This is a genomic window from Thalassobius sp. Cn5-15 (assembly GCF_022347685.1).
In the GTDB taxonomy this organism is placed as follows: domain Bacteria; phylum Pseudomonadota; class Alphaproteobacteria; order Rhodobacterales; family Rhodobacteraceae; genus Thalassobius.
Window position 1 is genome coordinate 19,375 of sequence record NZ_JAKRGF010000001.1, and the last position, 18,205, is coordinate 37,579.

An 18,205-nucleotide genomic window follows, 5' to 3' on the forward strand; every position below is an offset into this window, starting at 1 on the left:
ATGTGGAGGAGGGGGCGCCGCAACGCTAGCGCCCTCACGTGGCTGTGAAGCGGTGTCAGTCATCAACGTTGGATGTTACAGAAAATCATGCGGAAAACGGTACGCAGTGGTCCGCGCGTGGGGGTCAGCGCCCCAATTCTTTCATCCCGCGCTCGATACCTTCAAGCGTCATCGGCACCATTCGGTCCTCAAAGATATCGCGGATCATCTGGATCGACTGGGTGTAAGGCCAATGGGTTTCCGGTGTCGGGTTGATCCAGACGTGGTCAGGCCACTGCTGGCGGGCACGTTCCAGCCATGTCTGACCGGCCTCTTCGTTCCAGTGCTCATTTGCGCCACCGGCATAGGCGATTTCATACGGTGACATAGAGGCGTCGCCGACAAAGATACATTTGTAATCCGACCCATAGGTGTGCAGCACGTCCCATGTCAGGGTTTGCTGATCCCAGCGGCGGCTGTTGTCTTTCCACACTCCTTCATAGAGGCAGTTGTGGAAGTAGAAGTGTTCCATGTGCTTAAATTCGGACTTGGCTGCGGAAAACAGCTCTTCCAGCACTTTGATATGGGGATCCATCGACCCGCCGATGTCCAGAAACAACAAAACCTTCACCGCGTTTCGCTTTTCAGGCCGTGTCTGCACATCCAGATAGCCGTGCTCTGCGGTGGCACGGATGGTGCCGTCCAGATCCAGCTCGTCATTAGCGCCGTCGCGCGCCCAGTTGCGCAGGCGTTTCAGCGCCACCTTGATATTGCGGGTGCCCAGTTCGACATCGCCATCAAGGTTGCGAAATTCGCGTTTGTCCCAGACCTTGACCGCGCGTTGATGGCGGCTTTCTTTCTGACCGATGCGCACGCCTTCGGGGTTGTAGCCGTATGCGCCAAAGGGCGAGGTGCCAGCGGTGCCGATCCATTTGTTGCCGCCCTGATGACGGCCTTCTTGTTCTTTCAGGCGCTCTTTCAGGGTTTCCATCAGCTTGTCGAAGCCGCCCATGGCCTCAATCTCGGCCTTCTCTTCTTCGCTTAGGTGCTTTTCTGCCAGCTTTTCCAGCCAGTCGCCTGGGATGTCCACGGCATTCAGCACATCGCCCAGCTGTATGTTTTCCAGCCCTGAAAAGGTAGCGGAAAAGGCGCGGTCGAATTTGTCGAGGTTGCGTTCATCCTTCACCATTGCAACACGGGCAAGGTAGTAGAACCCGTCCACATCATAGGTTACCACCCCTGCCTTCATTGCCTCCAGAAAGGCGAGGTATTCGCGCAAAGAGACAGGAATGCCCGCTTTGCGAAGGTTCTCAAAGAAGGGCAGGAACATCGCAACTTCCCCTTACACAGCAGCGCGGTGGATAAGGATGGTGATGAACAACCCGATGATGGAAAACAGGATCGCATAGGCCGCCGCGTATTGCAGTATGTCCTTGGTCTGGCCCTTGCGCCGTTTCGCCAGCGTTGCCCCGAAAAGAAGCCCCAGAACCAGTCCTGCAATTACGATCATAAGCGCCCGTTTCCTCTGTTGAGCGGGTTTAATGTCGCAATTTCCTGCGCCTTGGCCCGCACTGCCGCGTCTGAGCCAAATCCGTATCGTGCCCAGCCCAGACTGTCCAGCCTGACCAAGCGCGCTTCGGCCGTCAGGCCTTTGAGATCCAGCGCCTCTGCACGTAGCAGCAGAAGGGTCGAAAGCAAGGCCGCATTTTCGTGTTGGCGCACCACAGACAGGTGCGGATCAATCAGATCCAGCGCTGCCTGTGCCTGACCGTTGTGCAGGGCATAGGCGGCAAGATGTTGTGCCACTTGGGCGCGGTGTAATCCAGTGTCAGGGGTCTTGGCATAGTAGCGCTGCGCCGCCAAATAGTGGCTGAGCGAATAGTCCGGATCCTGATACTGCGTGACCCGTGCCAGTGCATAATGGGCATAGGCGCGGCGATGATCCTGCCACCCCTCTGCTGCGGCGATTGTAACAGCGCGTTGGGCGTGATCGCGTCGGGTGGTGGGGCTGATACCGGGGCCAAGGGCGCCGTGGATCGCATCAATCCAGTTGCGCGGGGTGTCGGGGCGGAAATGCGCGCCCTCACTGCGGCCGCCCGGATTCAGGCGCTTCAGAATGTTGGGTAGACGTTGGGCGACCTGCGCTTGTGTCATGCCGGTGCGCAATTCTGGCGCGTAGATCGCGCGCAGCACCAGCATGTCATATCCGGTCAGCACCGTATGAATGTTATCATCGTTAAACACGCTGTCAGGCAGGCGGTAGAGGTCGTTGAGCGGTCCCAAGGCCTGCGCCAGTTCTTCGTGTAGGCAGTCACGCATTTCTTGCGGGGGGGCATCGGCGGGGATAAAGATTGCCAGCCGCTGGCGCGATTGCAGCTGCCGCCAATCTGTGCGCGGGCTGCGTTTTGCGCGGCCAAACTCTGCAAGGCTGGACACATTGGGCGCAACAAAACACGCTGCTGCGGGCAGGTGACGACGAATCTGCGCGTGCGGTACCGCTTCAATTGTAATGTTGGCTGGGGTGTCGCCCGAGGTGACGCGCTTGATGTTGATCCCGGCCTCCCGGCGCAGACGAGTCAGCAGTTTGTCCAGTTCCATAGACAGGCTGACAGAGGTTTGACCTGCAAGGCGCACCGAAACCGGTCCCTCAACACGGGTGAAATGAGTCAGCGGAGCACCGGATTCCAATTTAAACGCCAGATCAATGATATCGCGCGCCAATTCGTTGTTCGAGACGCTGGGCCGGGCCGCAGGCAGGCTGCGGAATGTTTTCATCGGGGGAAGCATGGGCGCCGCAGCGGTCGCAGCCCGACTGGGCTGTTCAACGGTTGCGGGCGCCATGCAGGCCCCCAGGCCCAGACAAAGCGGGACGATAGACAGAAAACGGATCATGCAGCGATACCCCTAACAGGCCAGACCAAGGCCCAACTCATTACCAACTTACACCGTGCAGGCAGCATAACGGCACTCTCTTACGCACTAAATAGCAAACACTAAAATCTGTCGTCACGACTTTGCCGGGACAGTGTCAAACTAGAGGAGGTTTGGGGCAGAAATGCGGCTTTGGGGCGCTGGTTTGGAAACAATGAAAAGGGTTTGTTTACCAGTTTTGCGTCCCACGGCTGATTGGCACAAAACTTAGACAGGTCATAGATCGGGGCGTAAAATGCAAAGCGCCCCGTCAGGTGAGTAGGGCGCTTTGCGTTTTTTGCAGGGCTGTTTAGCGCTGACCACGCGCCATGAAGGCGAGGCGCTCAAACAGATGCACGTCCTGTTCGTTTTTCAGCAATGCGCCATGCAGTTTGGGGAGCGCATTGGCGCCATCACGACGCAGATCCTCTGCGTCCAGATCCTCTGCCAGCAAAAGCTTCAGCCAATCCAGAACCTCAGAGGTCGAAGGTTTCTTCTTCAGGCCACGGGTTTCGCGGATCTCATAGAACTGGGTTAGTGCGGTCGTCAGCAGCTGTTCCTTGACGCCGGGGTGATGGACCTCAACGATTTTGCGCATGGTGTCGGCGTCAGGGAACGAAATGTAGTGGAAGAAGCAGCGGCGCAGGAAAGCGTCAGGCAGTTCTTTTTCGTTGTTCGAGGTGATGATGATCACTGGCCGGTTTTTGGCCGCGACTGTTTCGCCGGTCTCGTAGACGTGGAACGCCATCTTATCCAGTTCCTGCAACAGATCGTTTGGGAATTCGATATCGGCCTTATCGATTTCATCAATCAGCAGGACCACTTTCTTGTCGGCTTCAAACGCCTGCCAGAGCTTGCCCTTCTTGATGTAGTTTTTCACATCATGCACACGCTCATCACCCAGCTGGCTGTCACGCAAACGGCTGACCGCATCGTATTCATAAAGGCCCTGTTGCGCCTTGGTGGTGGATTTGATGTTCCACTCGATCATCTCCAGACCCAATGCGCTGGCGACCTGTTTGGCCAGCTCGGTTTTGCCTGTCCCCGGTTCGCCCTTCACCAGCAGCGGTCGTTCCAGTGTGACGGCGGCGTTTACGGCAACGGTCAGGTCTTCGGTTGCCACATAGGCATCGGTTCCTTGGAATTTCATCCGGTCTGTTCCATCTTTGCTACTTCAGCGTTTCGCGTTGCGGCGACACTAGCGCCATGGCGGGGCCACTTCAATCTGGGGCGTTAAATGACGTGACATTCTCCCGCCTTTCAGTTAGACCGCGCATCGGGAGGCGCCATATGTCAAAGGATATCGCGTTGGCAAAGTTTGGCCTTGATGAGGGAATTGAGATGAAGGCGGAAACCTTTATTTCCGATGATTACCGTCCTGCAGAGGACGAACCATTTATGAATGACAAGCAGCTTGAGTATTTTCGGCGCAAGCTGCTGAATTGGAAAGCGGAACTGTTATCAGACACCCGCGACACGATCGAAGGTTTGCAGGATGGCACCCGCAACATCCCTGATGTTGCAGACCGCGCCAGCGAAGAAACGGATCGTGCACTGGAACTGCGCACCCGTGACCGTCAGCGCAAGCTGGTTGCCAAAATCGATTCCGCCCTGCGCCGGATCGACGAAGGTGAATACGGTTACTGCGACGTGACCGGTGAACCGATTAGCCTGAAACGCCTTGATGCACGGCCCATCGCCACGATGAGCCTTGAGGCACAGGAACGTCACGAACGCCGTGAAAAGGTACATCGCGACGATTGAGCTGACTTAAAGGCGGCAGGATATGATCTTGCACCGCGCGGCCCTGCAGATCCGGCAGGGTGCCAGGCACACAGATTGTAAACGCCGGGGCGTGGCCTCGGCGTTTGGCATTTCAAGGTGAAAACGATGAGCCTTCTGGGCATGAAAATTGTGGTGATCGGCGGTGGCATCGGCGGTCTGGCGGCGGCCCGCGCCTGTGCGTTGCGCGGTGCCTCGGTCACATTGCTGGAACAGGCCGACGCGATCCGCGAGGTGGGCGCCGGACTGCAGATCAGCCCGAACGGTTTTGCGGTTCTGCGCGGCCTTGGTCTGGGCGATGCATTGGCGCGCGACTCGGTGCAGGGGCAGGCAGTGTCTCTGCGTGACTACCAAAAGGGCGAAGTGCTGCGTCTGGACCTCACGCGGCTGGACGATCAACGCTACTTTTTTGTGCACCGCGCGGATTTGATCAACATTTTGGCTCAGGGTGCGCGCGACGCAGGGGTGAAAATCCGGCTGCTGCAAAAGGTGAAAACCGTGCATCCTGGGACTGTGGATCAGCCTGCGCGGGTGTGTTTCGCCACCCCCAGCCATCTGGAAGCAGACCTGATTATCGGCGCCGACGGTCTGCACTCCGTCGTGCGTCCGGTGTTGAACGGGGCTGACACACCCTTCTTCACCGGCCAAACTGCGTGGCGCGCAACCGTGCCCAACACGATGGGACGTGGTCCTGAGGCATGGCTGCATATGGCGCCCGGTCGTCATCTGGTCAGCTACCCGTTGCGCGGTGGTAAGTTGTTGAACCTTGTTGCCGTTCAGGAACGCACAGATTGGTCCGATGAGGGCTGGTCACACAAGGATGACCCCGAAAACCTGCGCAGTGCGTTTGCGGATTTCGGGCCAGAGGCGCAACAAATGCTGGCCGCGGTGGACGACGTTCACCTCTGGGGGCTGTTCCGCCATCCGGTGGCGCCGGTCTGGCAGCAGGGCAACTGTGCCCTTGTCGGCGATGCGGCTCATCCGACCCTGCCGTTTCTCGCCCAAGGCGCCTCTATGGCGCTGGAGGATGCGTGGGCTTTGGCGGATGAACTGGCCGCGTCAGAGGATGTGCCAGCCGCATTGGCGGCCTATCAGGCCCGCCGCCAGCCGCGTGCAACCAAGGTGATCAACGCCGCCAGCGGTAACGCTTGGAAGTACCACCTGCGCTTCCCACCTTTGCGTTTTGCGGCCCACACCGCGCTGCGTTTGGCGGGGCGTTTTGCACCTGACAAGATGCTGCGCCAGTTTGACTGGCTCTATACCTATGACGAAACCGCACGCGGCGGATCATTGTAGTTTTGTTAAGTATTTCCGAACACTGAAACCCTCTCAATGTTCCTTAAATACACAACGTAGCCGCCACGCTGATATTGAAAAAGCCGCCGAGGGGATCCCTTGGGCGGCCTTTATTTATGCACTGACAGAGGGGCTTAGTCCTCCATCGCCTCCAGTTCATCGATCATAGAGGAGATCATGCTGAGGCCCTTGTCCCAGAAGGTCGGGTCAGATGCATCGAGACCGAAGGGCGCCAGCAGGTCTTTGTGGTGTTTTGACCCGCCTGCTTTCAGCATGTCGAAATACTTGTCCTGGAAGCCTTCGGGGTTTTCTTCGTAGACCGCGTAAAGCGCATTCACCAGACCGTCGCCGAAGGCATAGGCATAGACGTAGAAAGGCGAATGCACGAAGTGCGGAATATAGGCCCAGAAGGTTTCATAACCTTCCATGAAATCAAACGCATCGCCCAGGCTTTCGGCCTGCACCGACATCCACAGATCGTTGATGTCATCAGGGGTCAGCTCGCCCTCGCGACGGGCAGCGTGCAGTTTGCATTCAAAATCATAGAACGCGATCTGGCGCACCACGGTGTTGATCATATCCTCGACCTTACCGGCCAGCAGAATCTTACGCTCTTCCTTGGTCTCTGCCTTTTCCAGCATCTTGCGGAAGGTCAGCATTTCCCCGAACACGGACGCGGTTTCTGCCAGCGTAAGCGGGGTGGAGGAGAGCATTTCGCCTTGTTCGGCCGCCAACACCTGATGCACACCGTGGCCCAGTTCGTGTGCCAGCGTCATCACGTCGCGCGGTTTGCCGAGGTAGTTCAGCATCACGTAAGGGTGCACCTCGGTCACGGTGGGGTGGGCAAAGGCGCCGGGCGCTTTGCCGGGTTTCACGCCTGCATCAATCCAGCCCTTGGTGAAGAAGGGTTCCGCGATATTGCCCATGCGGGGGTCAAAGGCATTATATGCCTCCATCACTGTGTTGGTCGCGGCGGACCAGTCTACGATCTTGGTGCTTTCCATCGGCAGGGGCGCGTTGCGGTCCCAGACCTGCATGCGCTCAAGGCCCAGCCATTTCCGCTTCAGCTCATAATAGCGGTGGCTGAGTTTCGGGTAGGCCTCCACAACAGCGTTGCGCAGCGCTTCGACCACCTCGGGCTCCACATGGTTCGACAGGTGGCGGCTTGTTTGGGCGGTGGGCATGTTGCGCCAGCGATCGACGATCTCTTTTTCCTTGGCCAGCGTGTTGTGTACACGGGCAAAGGTCTTGATGTTGGCGCCAAAGACAGTGGCCAGTTCGCGCGCCGCCGCTTCGCGTTTGCTGCGGTCTTGTTCGGTGAGGTAGTTCAGCGTGCCTTCGATATTGTGCGGCTCACCGTCCACCTCAAAGCCGAGGCCAGCGATGGTTTCGTCAAACAGCTTCTCCCACGCATCACCGGTGACCGAAAGGTCGTGCAGGAATTTTTCCAGCTCATCAGACAGTTGATAGGGCTTCATCGCGCGGATGCGGTCAAAGACGGGACGGTAGCGGGCCAGATCTGCGTTTTCCGCGAGCATGGCCTCCAGCGCGTCGTCTTCGATCCTATTCAGTTCCAGCGTGTAGAACACCAAAGGCGTGGTGAAGTTGGTGATCGCTTCCTGACAGTCGGACATGAACTTGGCGCGGTCGGCATCCACGGTCATCTGGTAGTAACGAAGGCCTGCGTAGGACATGACGCGGCCGGCTTTGGTGCTGATCATCTCGTTGCGCTGTACGCATTCCAACAGGCCCGCGGCATCCAGATCCGCCAGCTTGCCCTCATAGTCAGCGGCAAAAGCGGCGCATTCTTCTGCCAGCCAGTCCAGATCAGCCTGCAGTTCGGGTGCTTCGGGGGAAGGGTAGAGGTCGCTCAGATCCCAGACGGGCAGATCCCCCAGATCATTGGCGCCGGTGTCGGCGGTCACGTCACGTAGGGGGAAGGGAAGTTGAAACATGGGGAACCTCTTGGTGTCTGATGCACCAGACATATGCCGCTGGGCGTGGCGCCTCAAGAGGGGGGCACGTTATTGTGCATCGTGATTTGCAAGGCAGCCGTTGTTTTCCATTGCTTTCAGGTAATGGGTGATGATGGCTTTTGCGATCGGGGTGCGGATGTCGGTGCCTTCCATCAAGACCTCATGTTCGCCTTTGGGCACGATCACCAGTTCACCGTTTGACCATCTGGCCATGCGGTCGCGGATGCGCTGGGGGGAAACGATGCGTTCATTAGCGCCCAGATAGGTCAGGCAGGGCTGCGGCGGCGACGGCATGCGTGACAGTTGGCGCATTTCAGTCAACGCTTCATAGAGCCAGTTGAGACTGGGGCCGCCCAGTGACAGGCCGGGTTCGGCGCGCAGCTGGTCTCCCATCAGGTCCCACATCTCACGGTCAAGGGTCAGTGTGTTGTCGTCAAAGGGCGCATCCAGCACATAAGGCGTGGGGGCGGTGTTCGGGGCCATTTGGCCCGACAGGCCCAATGGGCGGCTCAGCCAGCTGGTCGCCCAGGCAAAGGGACGCAGGGCCGGTGCCAATTCGATGCCCCACATCGGCCCACTGAAACTGGCGGCAATCACCGGCAGCCCGTTGAGCATTGCCCGCAATCCAATGCAGCCGCCCATAGAGTGGCCGTGTAGCAGATAGGGTTCGGGCAGTTTCAGATCGCGCGCCGCCTTGAGTGTGGCCTGAACATCCAGTTGGAAATCGGCAAAGCGGCCAACATGGCCGGTCAGTGGTTGATCCAGCAGTCGGTCCGCAATGCCCTGACCGCGCCAGTCCACCGACAGCGTGGCAAAGCCATACGCGGCAAAATCTGCCGCAGTGGGGGCGTATTTTTCGATATATTCGGTGCGGCCGGGAAATAAGAGCACGGTGCCGCGCGGGGCGCCCTCATGATGGTTCGGATCGGGGCGCCACAGGCCGACGCGGATGCGCACCCCGTCTTCGGCAGTAGCCCACCAAGCTTCCCCAACGGGAAAATCAGCGATGATAGAGCCGAAAAACGGGGCTTTTTGCATCAGCGTCGTGCTTTCTTTGTCGCGGTTTTAGGCGAAGGCAGAGGCCAACGCCATTGCCTGACCCATATCACCGTCGATGGTCAGCTTGCCGCTCATGAAGGCGGAAGTGGGGTTCAGGTCACCGCTCATCATCGCTTCAAAGGTGTCGGCATCTGCGGTCATTGTGACGTCTGCGTCTTCTTCGCTGGCGCGTACGCCGTCGCTGTCAACGACGATAGACATCACGCCTTCGACGACAAATTTGGCCGAACCAGAGAAATCGGCGCCGGCCATTTTTTCGGTCAGGGCGGCTACTGCTGCGTCTACTACATCGCTCATGGGGAAGTCCTTTTTATATCGATCCGGTCTCCTCTCCGGATCTTCGGGTTGTCTTTTGCCGAACGGGGCAGTTGATCTCCCCGGGGCAGGTTACACGTCGGTGCACTATGGTCACTGAACGGAACAGTCCCAAGGGTATCGTTGCGGCAAGCATGACGTTATTTGTGTTTACGTCATCGACTAATGGGTCAAACGAAGTCCCGTCAGAGCAGGGAGTGCTTTAAAATTCAACGCCATAATGCAGATCACGGGCGTGGTTACAACTGTCATGACCGATATATGCTGCTGCTTTTAGGAAGATGGCTATTCTCTTGCGCTGATCGCTCTTGCAAAGTACCTCAAAGAACGTTGTAGAGAGGCGCAGCCTTGCCCTGCGACTGCACCGCCCCTAGATCAAAGCCACCTCAGATATCAGGGACAGACCATGCCCCCAAATTCCCGGATCACGGCGGTCCTAGGGCCCACCAACACCGGTAAGACCCACTACGCCATTGAACGCATGCTCGCCTATCGCACCGGCATCATCGGTCTGCCGCTGCGCCTGCTTGCGCGGGAGGTCTATGATAAGATCGTTGCCGCCCGCGGTCCGTCGGTTGTGGCGCTGGTGACCGGTGAGGAGCGTATTGTGCCTGATCGCGCTCAGTACTGGGTCTGCACGGTCGAGGCGATGCCAGAGGGGATGGGCTGTGATTTCCTCGCGGTGGATGAAATCCAGCTCTGTGGGGACCCTGAGCGGGGGCATGTGTTCACTGACCGATTGCTACGTTCGCGTGGCACGCAGGAAACGGTTTTCCTCGGCTCTGATTCGATGCGTTCGGCGATCGCGGCACTGGTTCCGGGGGTGCATTTCATGCGCCGTGAACGGATGAGCCAGCTGGAATACACCGGCTCGCGCAAAATTTCGCGCATGAAACCGCGCTCTGCTGTGGTTGGATTCTCGGTAGATGATGTCTACGCGTTCGCTGAATTGATCCGCCGTCAGAAGGGCGGCGCGGCGGTGGTGATGGGCGCGCTTAGCCCGCGGACACGCAACGCGCAGGTAGAGTTATATCAGAACGGCGATGTGGATTTTCTGGTGGCAACGGATGCCATTGGCATGGGCCTGAACCTTGATATCAGCCATGTCGCCTTTTCCTCCACAGTGAAATTTGATGGCCGCCGGATGCGGATGTTGATGCCAAATGAACTGGCGCAAATCGCCGGCCGTGCGGGCCGTGGCATGTCTGATGGCACCTTTGGCGTCACTGGCGAAGCAGAATTGCTGGACGAAGGTGTGGCGCAGGCGATCATGGATCACCGCTTTGCGCCGGTGCGCAAACTCCAATGGCGGAACGCTCGTTTGCAGTTCGGCACCCCCGATGCGCTGATCCGTTCGCTAGAGGTCGCGCCCGATCATGAGATGTTGGTGCGGTCCCGCGATGCAGATGACCTGCTCGCGCTAAAATCGCTATCGGCAGAGGCAGAGGTGGCCGCGCGCGCCAGCGACGGCCCCTCGGTCAAATTGCTGTGGGACGTCTGTCGCGTGCCCGATTTCCGCGGCATCAGCCACAGCGAACACACGCAGCTGTTGGAAACCATTTTTGGCTACCTGCATGAAAAAGGCAGGGTGCCGAATGAGTGGATGGCGCGGCAGGTTCTGCGCATTGATCGCACTGATGGTGACATTGACACATTATCGAAACGTCTCTCATTTATCCGCACGTGGACCTATGTCGCACAAAGATCCGGCTGGGTAGATGACGAAAGTCATTGGCGTGGCGAAACGCGCGCTGTAGAAGACCGATTGTCGGATGCGCTGCACGAGCGTCTGACCCAAAGATTTGTGGACCGGCGCACATCCGTGCTTTTGCGCCGGCTCAAGCAGAAGGAGGCCCTTTTGGCCGAAGTAAACGATAAAGGTGAAGTGACCGTCGAAGGCGAATTCGTCGGTCGTCTGGAAGGGTTCCGTTTCCGTCAGGATCAGGACGCCAGCGGACAGGAGGCCAAGACGCTGCGTCAGGCCAGCCTGCAGGCGCTCGCGCCGCATTTCTCGCTGCGCGCAGACCGGTTCTACAACGCCCCCGATACCGAGATTGATTTCACCGAACAGGGTGGCCTGATGTGGGGCACTGAGGCGGTTGGTAAACTGGTTGCCGGTAGCGACCCGCTGAAGCCGACAGTCGCCGCCTTTGTGGACGATGAGGCAGGCGCTGATGTGGCGCAGAAGGTGGAACGCCGCCTGCAGCACTTTATCGACCGCAAGATCGCCGCACTGTTTGATCCGTTGCTGGCGCTGGGCCGCGACGAAGAACTGTCAGGTTTGGCCCGTGGCTTTGCCTTTCAGATGGTTGAAAACCTCGGCGTGATCCCGCGCGCGCAGGTGGCTGACGATGTGAAAGCACTGGATCAGGACGCCCGTGGTGCGCTGCGCAAACATGGCATCCGCTTTGGTCAGTTCACCATCTTTATGCCCTTGATGCTGAAACCGGCGCCGACCCGTCTGCGTCTGGTTCTGTGGGCGCTGGCCAAAGGTCTGGATGTTTTCCCCGAAGCACCGCCCCCCGGTCTGGTCACTGTGCCCACCGATGCAGGCGCCCCCGCAGGGGCCGACACCATGTCGGGCTATCGTGCGGCTGGCGAACGGTCGATCCGTATCGATATGCTGGAACGCCTGGCCGATATGCTGCGCGTCGAAGACAGCCGTGGCGGCTTTGAAGCTAAGGCGGACATGCTGTCTATCACCGGTATGACACTGGAACAGTTCGCCGACCTGATGCAGGGGTTGGGTTACGCTGCTGAACGTGGTGAACGCGCTAAGGTAAAGGCTGCACCGGTTGTTGACGCCGCTGCCGAAGCTGCAGAAGCACCGGCAGAAGCTGCTGATGCACCCGCCGAGGAGGTATCGGTAGAAGCCGTAGCCGAAGTGACTGAAGCCGCTGAGCCTGCTGCAGAAAACGCAGAAACCGCTGAAGCGGCAGAGCCTGAGGTAGAAGTGTTCTTCACTTTCACCTGGGGCGCGCGTCGCAATCAGGGTGGCAACCGTGGCCGTGGCCGCAACGAGCGCGGCGGTGATCGCGGTGGCGAACGTGGTGAACGCAAAGGTGGCGGCAAGCCGCGTGGTAAGGGCGGCAAACCCCGAGGTGACGGCAAAGGACGTGGTGCCCCGAAAGGTGCCAAATCCTACGAGGCCCGTCCGCCGAAAAAGGAAAAGGCAATCGACCCCGATAACCCCTTCGCCGCAGCCCTGATGGGTCTGAAAAAAGGCTGATGGGTTTGGCGATCCGCCAAAGCAAATATAAGGGCGGGGGCGCCGCATGAGCGATGCCCCCACCCACACTTCAGCCGCGAAACAGCGCCTTGATAAATGGCTCTGGCATGCGCGGTTTTACAAAACCCGCGGGCTGGCATCGAAAATGGTTTCAGCAGGTCATGTGCGGGTCAATTCCGACAAAGCATCCAAACCGGCGCATTCTGTGAAACCGGGAGATGTCCTGACCTTTCCGCAAGGTGATCAGATTCGCGTTGTGCGGATCGAAAGGATCGGCGCACGTCGCGGCCCAGCCCCCGAAGCGCAAACACTGTACACGGATTTGACCGAACCGCAGGAGAAGGTTCCGCGTAGCCCGAAATTTGAGGGCAAAGGGCGCCCAACAAAACGTGACCGGCGAATGATCGACCTTGATCGTCAGCGAGGCTTGAATGATTCCTCGCAGTGAATTAGCTAATGCGACAAGCCAAAAGCCAGAGAGAAAGCCATGACTTACGTCGTTACAGACAATTGCATCGCCTGCAAATACACCGACTGCGTCGAAGTATGTCCGGTGGATTGTTTTTACGAAGGTGAAAACACGCTGGTGATCCACCCCGATGAATGTATCGACTGTGGCGTCTGTGAACCGGAATGTCCAGCGGATGCGATCCGTCCTGACACCGAGCCGGATATGGAAAAATGGGTCGAGTTTAACCGTAAATACGCGGAGCTGTGGCCTGTGATCATCGAAAAGAAAGATCCGATGCCGGGCTACGAAGAGAAAGACGGCGAGCCGAACAAGCTTGAGAAGTACTTCTCCGAAGCACCGGGCGAAGGCAGTTAAGCTCAAGGAATAGGTGATTCGGCCTTGGGTGGCGGAGGCGGCCCGATTTGGTCGAAACCGACAGAATCTGCCTGTATTCTGTGCGATATACAGCTTTCTGGTCGTTTGGGGCGCTTTCGAGGCGCCCTAAATTATGGTATATTACAGTTACATGACGAAGACTGCCTTATGGCGCTTCACACCCTGATGTTTGCGGTGTGGCGTCGATTTTTGTGACAATAGCTGACTGACGGGCGTACAGAATGTACCTCGGCTGGTCTTTTTGTCTCTAAAACAAGGCATCCTTGCGGAGAAGGATTGCATGAGCAAAGCGAAGAAATCTGAATTTAGCCCGAACGACTTTGTCGTTTACCCAGCACATGGGGTGGGCCAGATCGTGTCGATCGAGGAACAGGAAATCGCCGGCATCGCGCTGGAACTGTTCGTGATCTCGTTCGAAAAAGACAAGATGACCCTACGGGTTCCGACCCACAAAGCCACTGAAATCGGCATGCGGTCGCTGTCCAGCCCCGATGTCGTCTCGCAGGCGATGAAAACCCTGAAGGGCAAGGCTAAGGTCAAACGCGCGATGTGGTCGCGCCGCGCTCAGGAGTATGAGCAGAAGATCAACTCGGGCGACCTGATCGCCATTGCGGAAGTGGTGCGGGATCTGCACCGCACCGACGATCAGCGTGAGCAGAGCTATTCCGAACGGCAGCTCTATGAAGCGGCGTTGGAACGCCTGACCCGTGAAGTCGCCGCCGTTTCCGGCAGCGATGAGGTTCAAGCCGCTCAGAAGGTCGGCGAAGTACTGGTATCGCGTGCAGCCTAACCGTCTGTTATGCTATGCTTAATTAGGAAGGCCGCGCCTGTGAAAGGCGCGGCTTTTTTATGTCTGGCTTTCTTGTGTTTGGGGGCTGCCTGTCAGAGTGCAAAGAGAGCGATGAACATGAAGACCTCGCTACTCTGTTGCGTCGCGCCCAACACATCGCCGGTCTGCCCGCCGATTTTGGCCCGCGCGATCAAGGCTGCCGTGCTTGCAGCCAGCAGGGTTGCCGGCAGTGCGATCCAGATATTTGCGCCCAGGGTCAGGCTGGCGACCGCGATGGCGATGGCAGCAGCAATGCCTGCAGTTAACGCATCAGGACGCCCCTGCGAATGGCTGAGGCCAGTGTCGCGCGCGTGGGGCAGGGCGGCCATCACCGCGCTCATCGCGGCGCGACTGAGCGTGGCGATGGCCACAAGCGCCCAAATCGCACCAGCGTCCAGCAGCTGGGTCAGCCCCCACCAGCGCAAACCAAAGCAGAGGATCAGCGCCAGCACCCCATAGGTGCCGATTTGGCTATCTTTCATAATCTCTAGCCGACGTTCCCGCGTCCAGCCGCCCCAGAATCCGTCAGCGCAGTCAGCCAAACCGTCTTCGTGCATCGCACCAGTGATCAGCACGCTGAGAGAGAGAATCAACAAGGCGGTAAGCTGGGAATCGATTCCCGTAATTACCGCAATAGTAGCAGCGACAGATGCAATACAACCGATTAACACACCCGTAAGAGGATAGGCCCATGCGGCACGCGCCCCACGCTTGAACCACGTCCTATCCAAAGGTATAGGAATCCTGCTAAGCAGCGCCAAAGAAACGCCAATATCGCTTAATGCTAGGCGACGGCTGTCGTTTTCTGTCATAACTGTTCTCATTCTGAACCTTGTCCGACACTAACATTAGGGTAAGTATCCGGCTAGGGATCAGCGATTGGTTTGGGGTGGATATGAGTCATATTTTTCAATCACTTGACGAGTTTCGGGGTGTTCTGTCAAGCTTGCCCGCCGCGCACGACAATGTGCGTCAGGATGCAACGGACCGTAATCAGCAATTGACCAAGCCGCCGGGCGCACTGGGGCGTCTGGAGGATGTGGCGATCTGGTTTGCTGCATGGCAAGGCAATGCAAAGCCGCATCTGCGCTTCCCGCAGGTGCTGATTTTTGCGGGAAACCACGGGGTGACCGCGCAGGGGGTTTCAGCCTTTCCGGCGGAAGTGACGGAGCAGATGGTTCTGAACTTTCAGCATGGTGGTGCGGCGATCAACCAGCTGTGCAAGATTTTTGGCGCGCAGATGTCTGTGCATGCGCTGTCGCTGGACGCGCCGACTGCTGATTTCACCCAAACTGCCGCAATGACCGAAGCAGAACTGTTGGAAGCGCTACAGGCAGGTTGGAGCGCGGTGAACAAGAACGCAGATCTCTTGGTCACCGGCGAGATGGGCATTGGCAACACCACGCCTGCCTCTGCGCTCTGTGCGGCGCTGTTCGGGGGCGATGCGGCCACCTGGACCGGACGCGGTACGGGGGTGGATGACGCTGGTCTGGAAAATAAAACCCGCGTGGTGGCCGAAGGTTTGGCGTTGCATGGCGATCAGGGCGACGGGCTGGAAATGCTGCGTCGTCTGGGTGGTCGCGAACTGGCGGCAATGGCCGGTGCAATTGCGCGGGCGCGGGTAGAACGCATTCCGGTGTTGCTGGACGGGTTCATCTGTTGTGCAGCAGCTGCGAGCTTGCAGGCGGTGAATCCTTCTGCATTGGATCACACGGTGGCAGGGCACGTCAGCGCTGAGGGCGCGCACCCGATGTTGCTGGACCGCTTGGGTAAAGAGCCGCTGCTGTCGCTGGGCCTGCGTCTGGGCGAAGGATCCGGTGCGGCGCTGGCGATTGGTGTGCTGCAAGGCGCCATTGCCTGTCATTCCGGCATGGCCACCTTTGCCGAGGCGGGGGTGTCTGACGGCTGATCTGATCCGTATAATGGACATCAATAGGGGCGTCTCATCATAGAGGCGCCCCTTTGTTGTTCTAGGAGTGGTGCGGGAGGCGGGCGTTAGCCTTTCGCTTTGTCCTCTACAGCGTCTTCGCTGCGTTGCGCTTCCAGTTGGGTCAGAAGGGCGGTTTCCAGCTCTTTCTCCAGCTCTTTGGCGCGTTTGATATAAGCCGCATTGTCAGAGGATCGGACATCAGGGCGCCACAGCTGGGCTAGCTCGCGGATCGCCATCCGGTCGTGCTGGTAGAACACCCGTTCGGCTTCGGCGGCTTCATACTCGTTCAGGCCGATGTTCTCCAGCGCGTAGCGACCAGCACGCAGCGCACTGTCGAAGGTTTCGCGCACGATGTCATTGGCACCAGCCTGATACAGTTCAAACACATGGGTGCGGTCACGGGCGCGGGCGACAATGTGCAGGTCAGGTCGTTCACGCCGCGCAAAAGCCACCAGCCGGGTTGCCGCTGCACGATCATCAAGGGTTACAGCCAACACGCTGGCCTCTTTCAGGCCTGCAGCGTGCAGCAGTTCCGGACGGGTCGGATCGCCGAAAAAACCCTTGAAACCAAAGTTGCGCATCAGTTGGATGGTTTCCAGATCATTGTCCAAAACGACTGTTTTAAAGCCACTAGATTGCACCAAACGGTTCACAATTTGTCCAAAACGTCCAATTCCAGCAATAATCACGGGACCCTGCTCGTTGATCTCATCTGCCTCATGATGTTCGCCCTCTTTCATTGATTTGGACAGGAGATCATAGATGATGAACAACAGCGGTGTTGCCAGCATCGACAGCGCCACCACCAGCGACAGCGTATCGGCCAGCGGTCCCGGCAGAACCTGTTGCTGGCGCGAGAAGGAGAGGAGGACAAAGCCAAACTCCCCCGCTTGGGCCAGTGACAGGGTGAACAGCCAGCGGGCGCGGCCACGGATTTTGAACAGGTGACTGAGGAGGTAGAGGATCGTGCCTTTGATCAGCAGCACCGCCAGCGTCAGTCCCAGAATATCCCCGGGCGCGTCAAAAAACCGGTTGAAGTCTATTCCCGCGCCCACAGTGATGAAGAACAGCCCCAGCAGCAGTCCTTTGAAAGGCTCGATGTCGCTTTCCAGCTCGTGGCGGAATTCGCTGTTGGCCAGAACCACACCAGCAAGGAAAGTGCCGAGCGCTGGCGACAGGCCGACAGCGGTCATAATTGCCGCGATGCCCAGCACGATCAGCAACGCCAATGCAGTGTACATTTCACGCAAGCGGGCGTGATGGATGAAAGCAAAGACTGGCCGCGTCAGAAAGATGCCTGCCAGTACCACAGCAGCAACAGCGCCCAGCGTGACCAGCGTGACGCCCCAACCCGGCAGACCCTCAACCAGTGACACACCACCCGGCGCACCGGCATGGCCACCACTGCCCGCCCCCTGCACATCACCAGAGGGCGCCAGCGCCAGCAGCGGCAACAACGCCAGCATCGGGATCACTGCAATATCCTGCGTCAGCAACACCGAAAATGTAGATCGCCCGCCGCCAGTCTGCATTAACCCTTTTTCCGAAAGAGTCTGTAGCACAATTGCGGTGGACGATAGAGCGAAGATCATGCCGACAGCCAGTGCAGGCTGCCAGGGCAGCCCCAGCGCCATCGACAATGCAGTCATCGCACCCATAGTAAGGGTGATCTGCAAGCCCCCGAGACCAATAAGCCGGTGTCGCATCGCCCATAGAGCGCGCGGGTCCAGCTCCAGCCCGATGATGAACAGCATCATCACGACACCAAATTCGGCGAAGGTCTGCAGGTCCTGCGTTTCAGACCCCACCAGCCCCAGAACAGGGCCGATGATGATGCCTGCGCTCAGGTATCCCAGAACGGATCCCAAACCGAGGCGTGCCGCCAATGGCACGGCAATCACGGCGGCGATCAGGTAGATAGAGGCGGAGAAAAGGAAATCTTGCATGCGTCTCGGTTGGTTGCGGGCTGGGTGCCTGTGGGATTTTGTGTGCGGGAACTGGGCCGTTCCGGGGTGGTCAGGGTTCGGGGCGTTTATGGCGCGTGAGGGTGTCA

At 58.4% G+C, this 18,205-nt stretch carries 16 protein-coding genes; 7 read left to right on the forward strand and 9 right to left on the reverse strand.

Going from position 1 to position 18,205, the window contains the following annotated elements:
• Positions 1–124: 124 nt before the first annotated feature.
• From MHM86_RS00090 to MHM86_RS00105, 4 genes are all read right to left on the reverse strand, one after another.
• Positions 125–1,309, reverse strand: coding sequence for a VWA domain-containing protein (locus tag MHM86_RS00090; RefSeq protein WP_239194493.1), 1,185 nt, complete (start codon positions 1,307–1,309; stop codon positions 125–127).
• Between the two features lie 12 nt (positions 1,310–1,321).
• Positions 1,322–1,489: a hypothetical protein gene (locus MHM86_RS00095; RefSeq protein ID WP_239194495.1), complete on the reverse strand. Its 168-nt coding sequence runs from the start codon at positions 1,487–1,489 to the stop codon at positions 1,322–1,324.
• A complete protein-coding gene (locus tag MHM86_RS00100) occupies positions 1,486–2,871 on the reverse strand; it encodes a DUF2927 domain-containing protein (protein WP_239194497.1) in 1,386 nt (461 codons plus the stop codon). The genes MHM86_RS00095 and MHM86_RS00100 overlap by 4 nt, the downstream gene beginning before the upstream one ends.
• 328 nt (positions 2,872–3,199) lie before the next feature.
• Positions 3,200–4,039: a MoxR family ATPase gene (locus MHM86_RS00105; RefSeq protein WP_239194499.1), complete on the reverse strand. Its 840-nt coding sequence runs from the start codon at positions 4,037–4,039 to the stop codon at positions 3,200–3,202.
• A 191-nt stretch (positions 4,040–4,230) separates the two neighbouring features.
• On the opposite strand from MHM86_RS00105, the gene dksA reads away from it, so the two are divergent.
• Together dksA and MHM86_RS00115 are read left to right on the forward strand one after the other, a co-directional pair.
• Positions 4,231–4,653 (forward strand): RNA polymerase-binding protein DksA, encoded by a 423-nt coding sequence (gene dksA, locus MHM86_RS00110; RefSeq protein WP_239196852.1) that lies wholly within the window; start codon positions 4,231–4,233, stop codon positions 4,651–4,653.
• Between the two features lie 126 nt (positions 4,654–4,779).
• Positions 4,780–5,967, forward strand: coding sequence for an FAD-dependent monooxygenase (locus tag MHM86_RS00115; protein WP_239194501.1), 1,188 nt, complete (start codon positions 4,780–4,782; stop codon positions 5,965–5,967).
• A 134-nt stretch (positions 5,968–6,101) separates the two neighbouring features.
• On the opposite strand, the gene MHM86_RS00120 is transcribed toward MHM86_RS00115, so the two are convergent.
• From MHM86_RS00120 to MHM86_RS00130, 3 genes are all read right to left on the reverse strand, one after another.
• On the reverse strand, positions 6,102–7,922 hold the full coding sequence (locus tag MHM86_RS00120) for a M3 family oligoendopeptidase (protein WP_239194504.1): 1,821 nt from the start codon (positions 7,920–7,922) through the stop codon (positions 6,102–6,104).
• Positions 7,923–7,991: 69 nt separating this feature from the next.
• The gene (locus MHM86_RS00125; RefSeq protein WP_239194507.1) at positions 7,992–8,981 is read right to left on the reverse strand and encodes an alpha/beta hydrolase; all 990 of its coding nucleotides are present in this window, start codon (positions 8,979–8,981) and stop codon (positions 7,992–7,994) included.
• Positions 8,982–9,008: 27 nt separating this feature from the next.
• The gene (locus MHM86_RS00130; RefSeq protein WP_239194510.1) at positions 9,009–9,299 is read right to left on the reverse strand and encodes an SCP2 sterol-binding domain-containing protein; all 291 of its coding nucleotides are present in this window, start codon (positions 9,297–9,299) and stop codon (positions 9,009–9,011) included.
• 424 nt (positions 9,300–9,723) lie between these two features.
• Here MHM86_RS00130 and MHM86_RS00135 point away from each other — a divergent pair, with 424 nt between their 5' ends.
• From MHM86_RS00135 to MHM86_RS00150, 4 genes are all read left to right on the forward strand, one after another.
• The gene (locus tag MHM86_RS00135) at positions 9,724–12,546 is read left to right on the forward strand and encodes a helicase-related protein (RefSeq protein WP_239194513.1); all 2,823 of its coding nucleotides are present in this window, start codon (positions 9,724–9,726) and stop codon (positions 12,544–12,546) included.
• A 46-nt stretch (positions 12,547–12,592) separates the two neighbouring features.
• Positions 12,593–12,994: an RNA-binding S4 domain-containing protein gene (locus MHM86_RS00140; protein ID WP_239194516.1), complete on the forward strand. Its 402-nt coding sequence runs from the start codon at positions 12,593–12,595 to the stop codon at positions 12,992–12,994.
• 39 nt (positions 12,995–13,033) lie between these two features.
• Complete coding sequence (gene fdxA, locus MHM86_RS00145) at positions 13,034–13,372, forward strand: ferredoxin FdxA (protein WP_239194518.1); 339 nt, start codon at positions 13,034–13,036, stop codon at positions 13,370–13,372.
• Positions 13,373–13,673: 301 nt separating this feature from the next.
• Positions 13,674–14,183, forward strand: coding sequence for a CarD family transcriptional regulator (locus tag MHM86_RS00150; protein ID WP_239194520.1), 510 nt, complete (start codon positions 13,674–13,676; stop codon positions 14,181–14,183).
• 92 nt (positions 14,184–14,275) lie between these two features.
• On the opposite strand, the gene cobS is transcribed toward MHM86_RS00150, so the two are convergent.
• Positions 14,276–15,046: an adenosylcobinamide-GDP ribazoletransferase gene (gene cobS, locus MHM86_RS00155; protein ID WP_370643962.1), complete on the reverse strand. Its 771-nt coding sequence runs from the start codon at positions 15,044–15,046 to the stop codon at positions 14,276–14,278.
• 71 nt (positions 15,047–15,117) lie between these two features.
• Between cobS and cobT the strand changes: the two genes are divergently transcribed.
• Positions 15,118–16,131 (forward strand): nicotinate-nucleotide--dimethylbenzimidazole phosphoribosyltransferase, encoded by a 1,014-nt coding sequence (gene cobT, locus MHM86_RS00160; protein WP_239194524.1) that lies wholly within the window; start codon positions 15,118–15,120, stop codon positions 16,129–16,131.
• Positions 16,132–16,217: 86 nt separating this feature from the next.
• On the opposite strand, the gene MHM86_RS00165 is transcribed toward cobT, so the two are convergent.
• Positions 16,218–18,098 (reverse strand): monovalent cation:proton antiporter-2 (CPA2) family protein, encoded by a 1,881-nt coding sequence (locus MHM86_RS00165; RefSeq protein WP_239194526.1) that lies wholly within the window; start codon positions 18,096–18,098, stop codon positions 16,218–16,220.
• Positions 18,099–18,205: the final 107 nt, after the last annotated feature.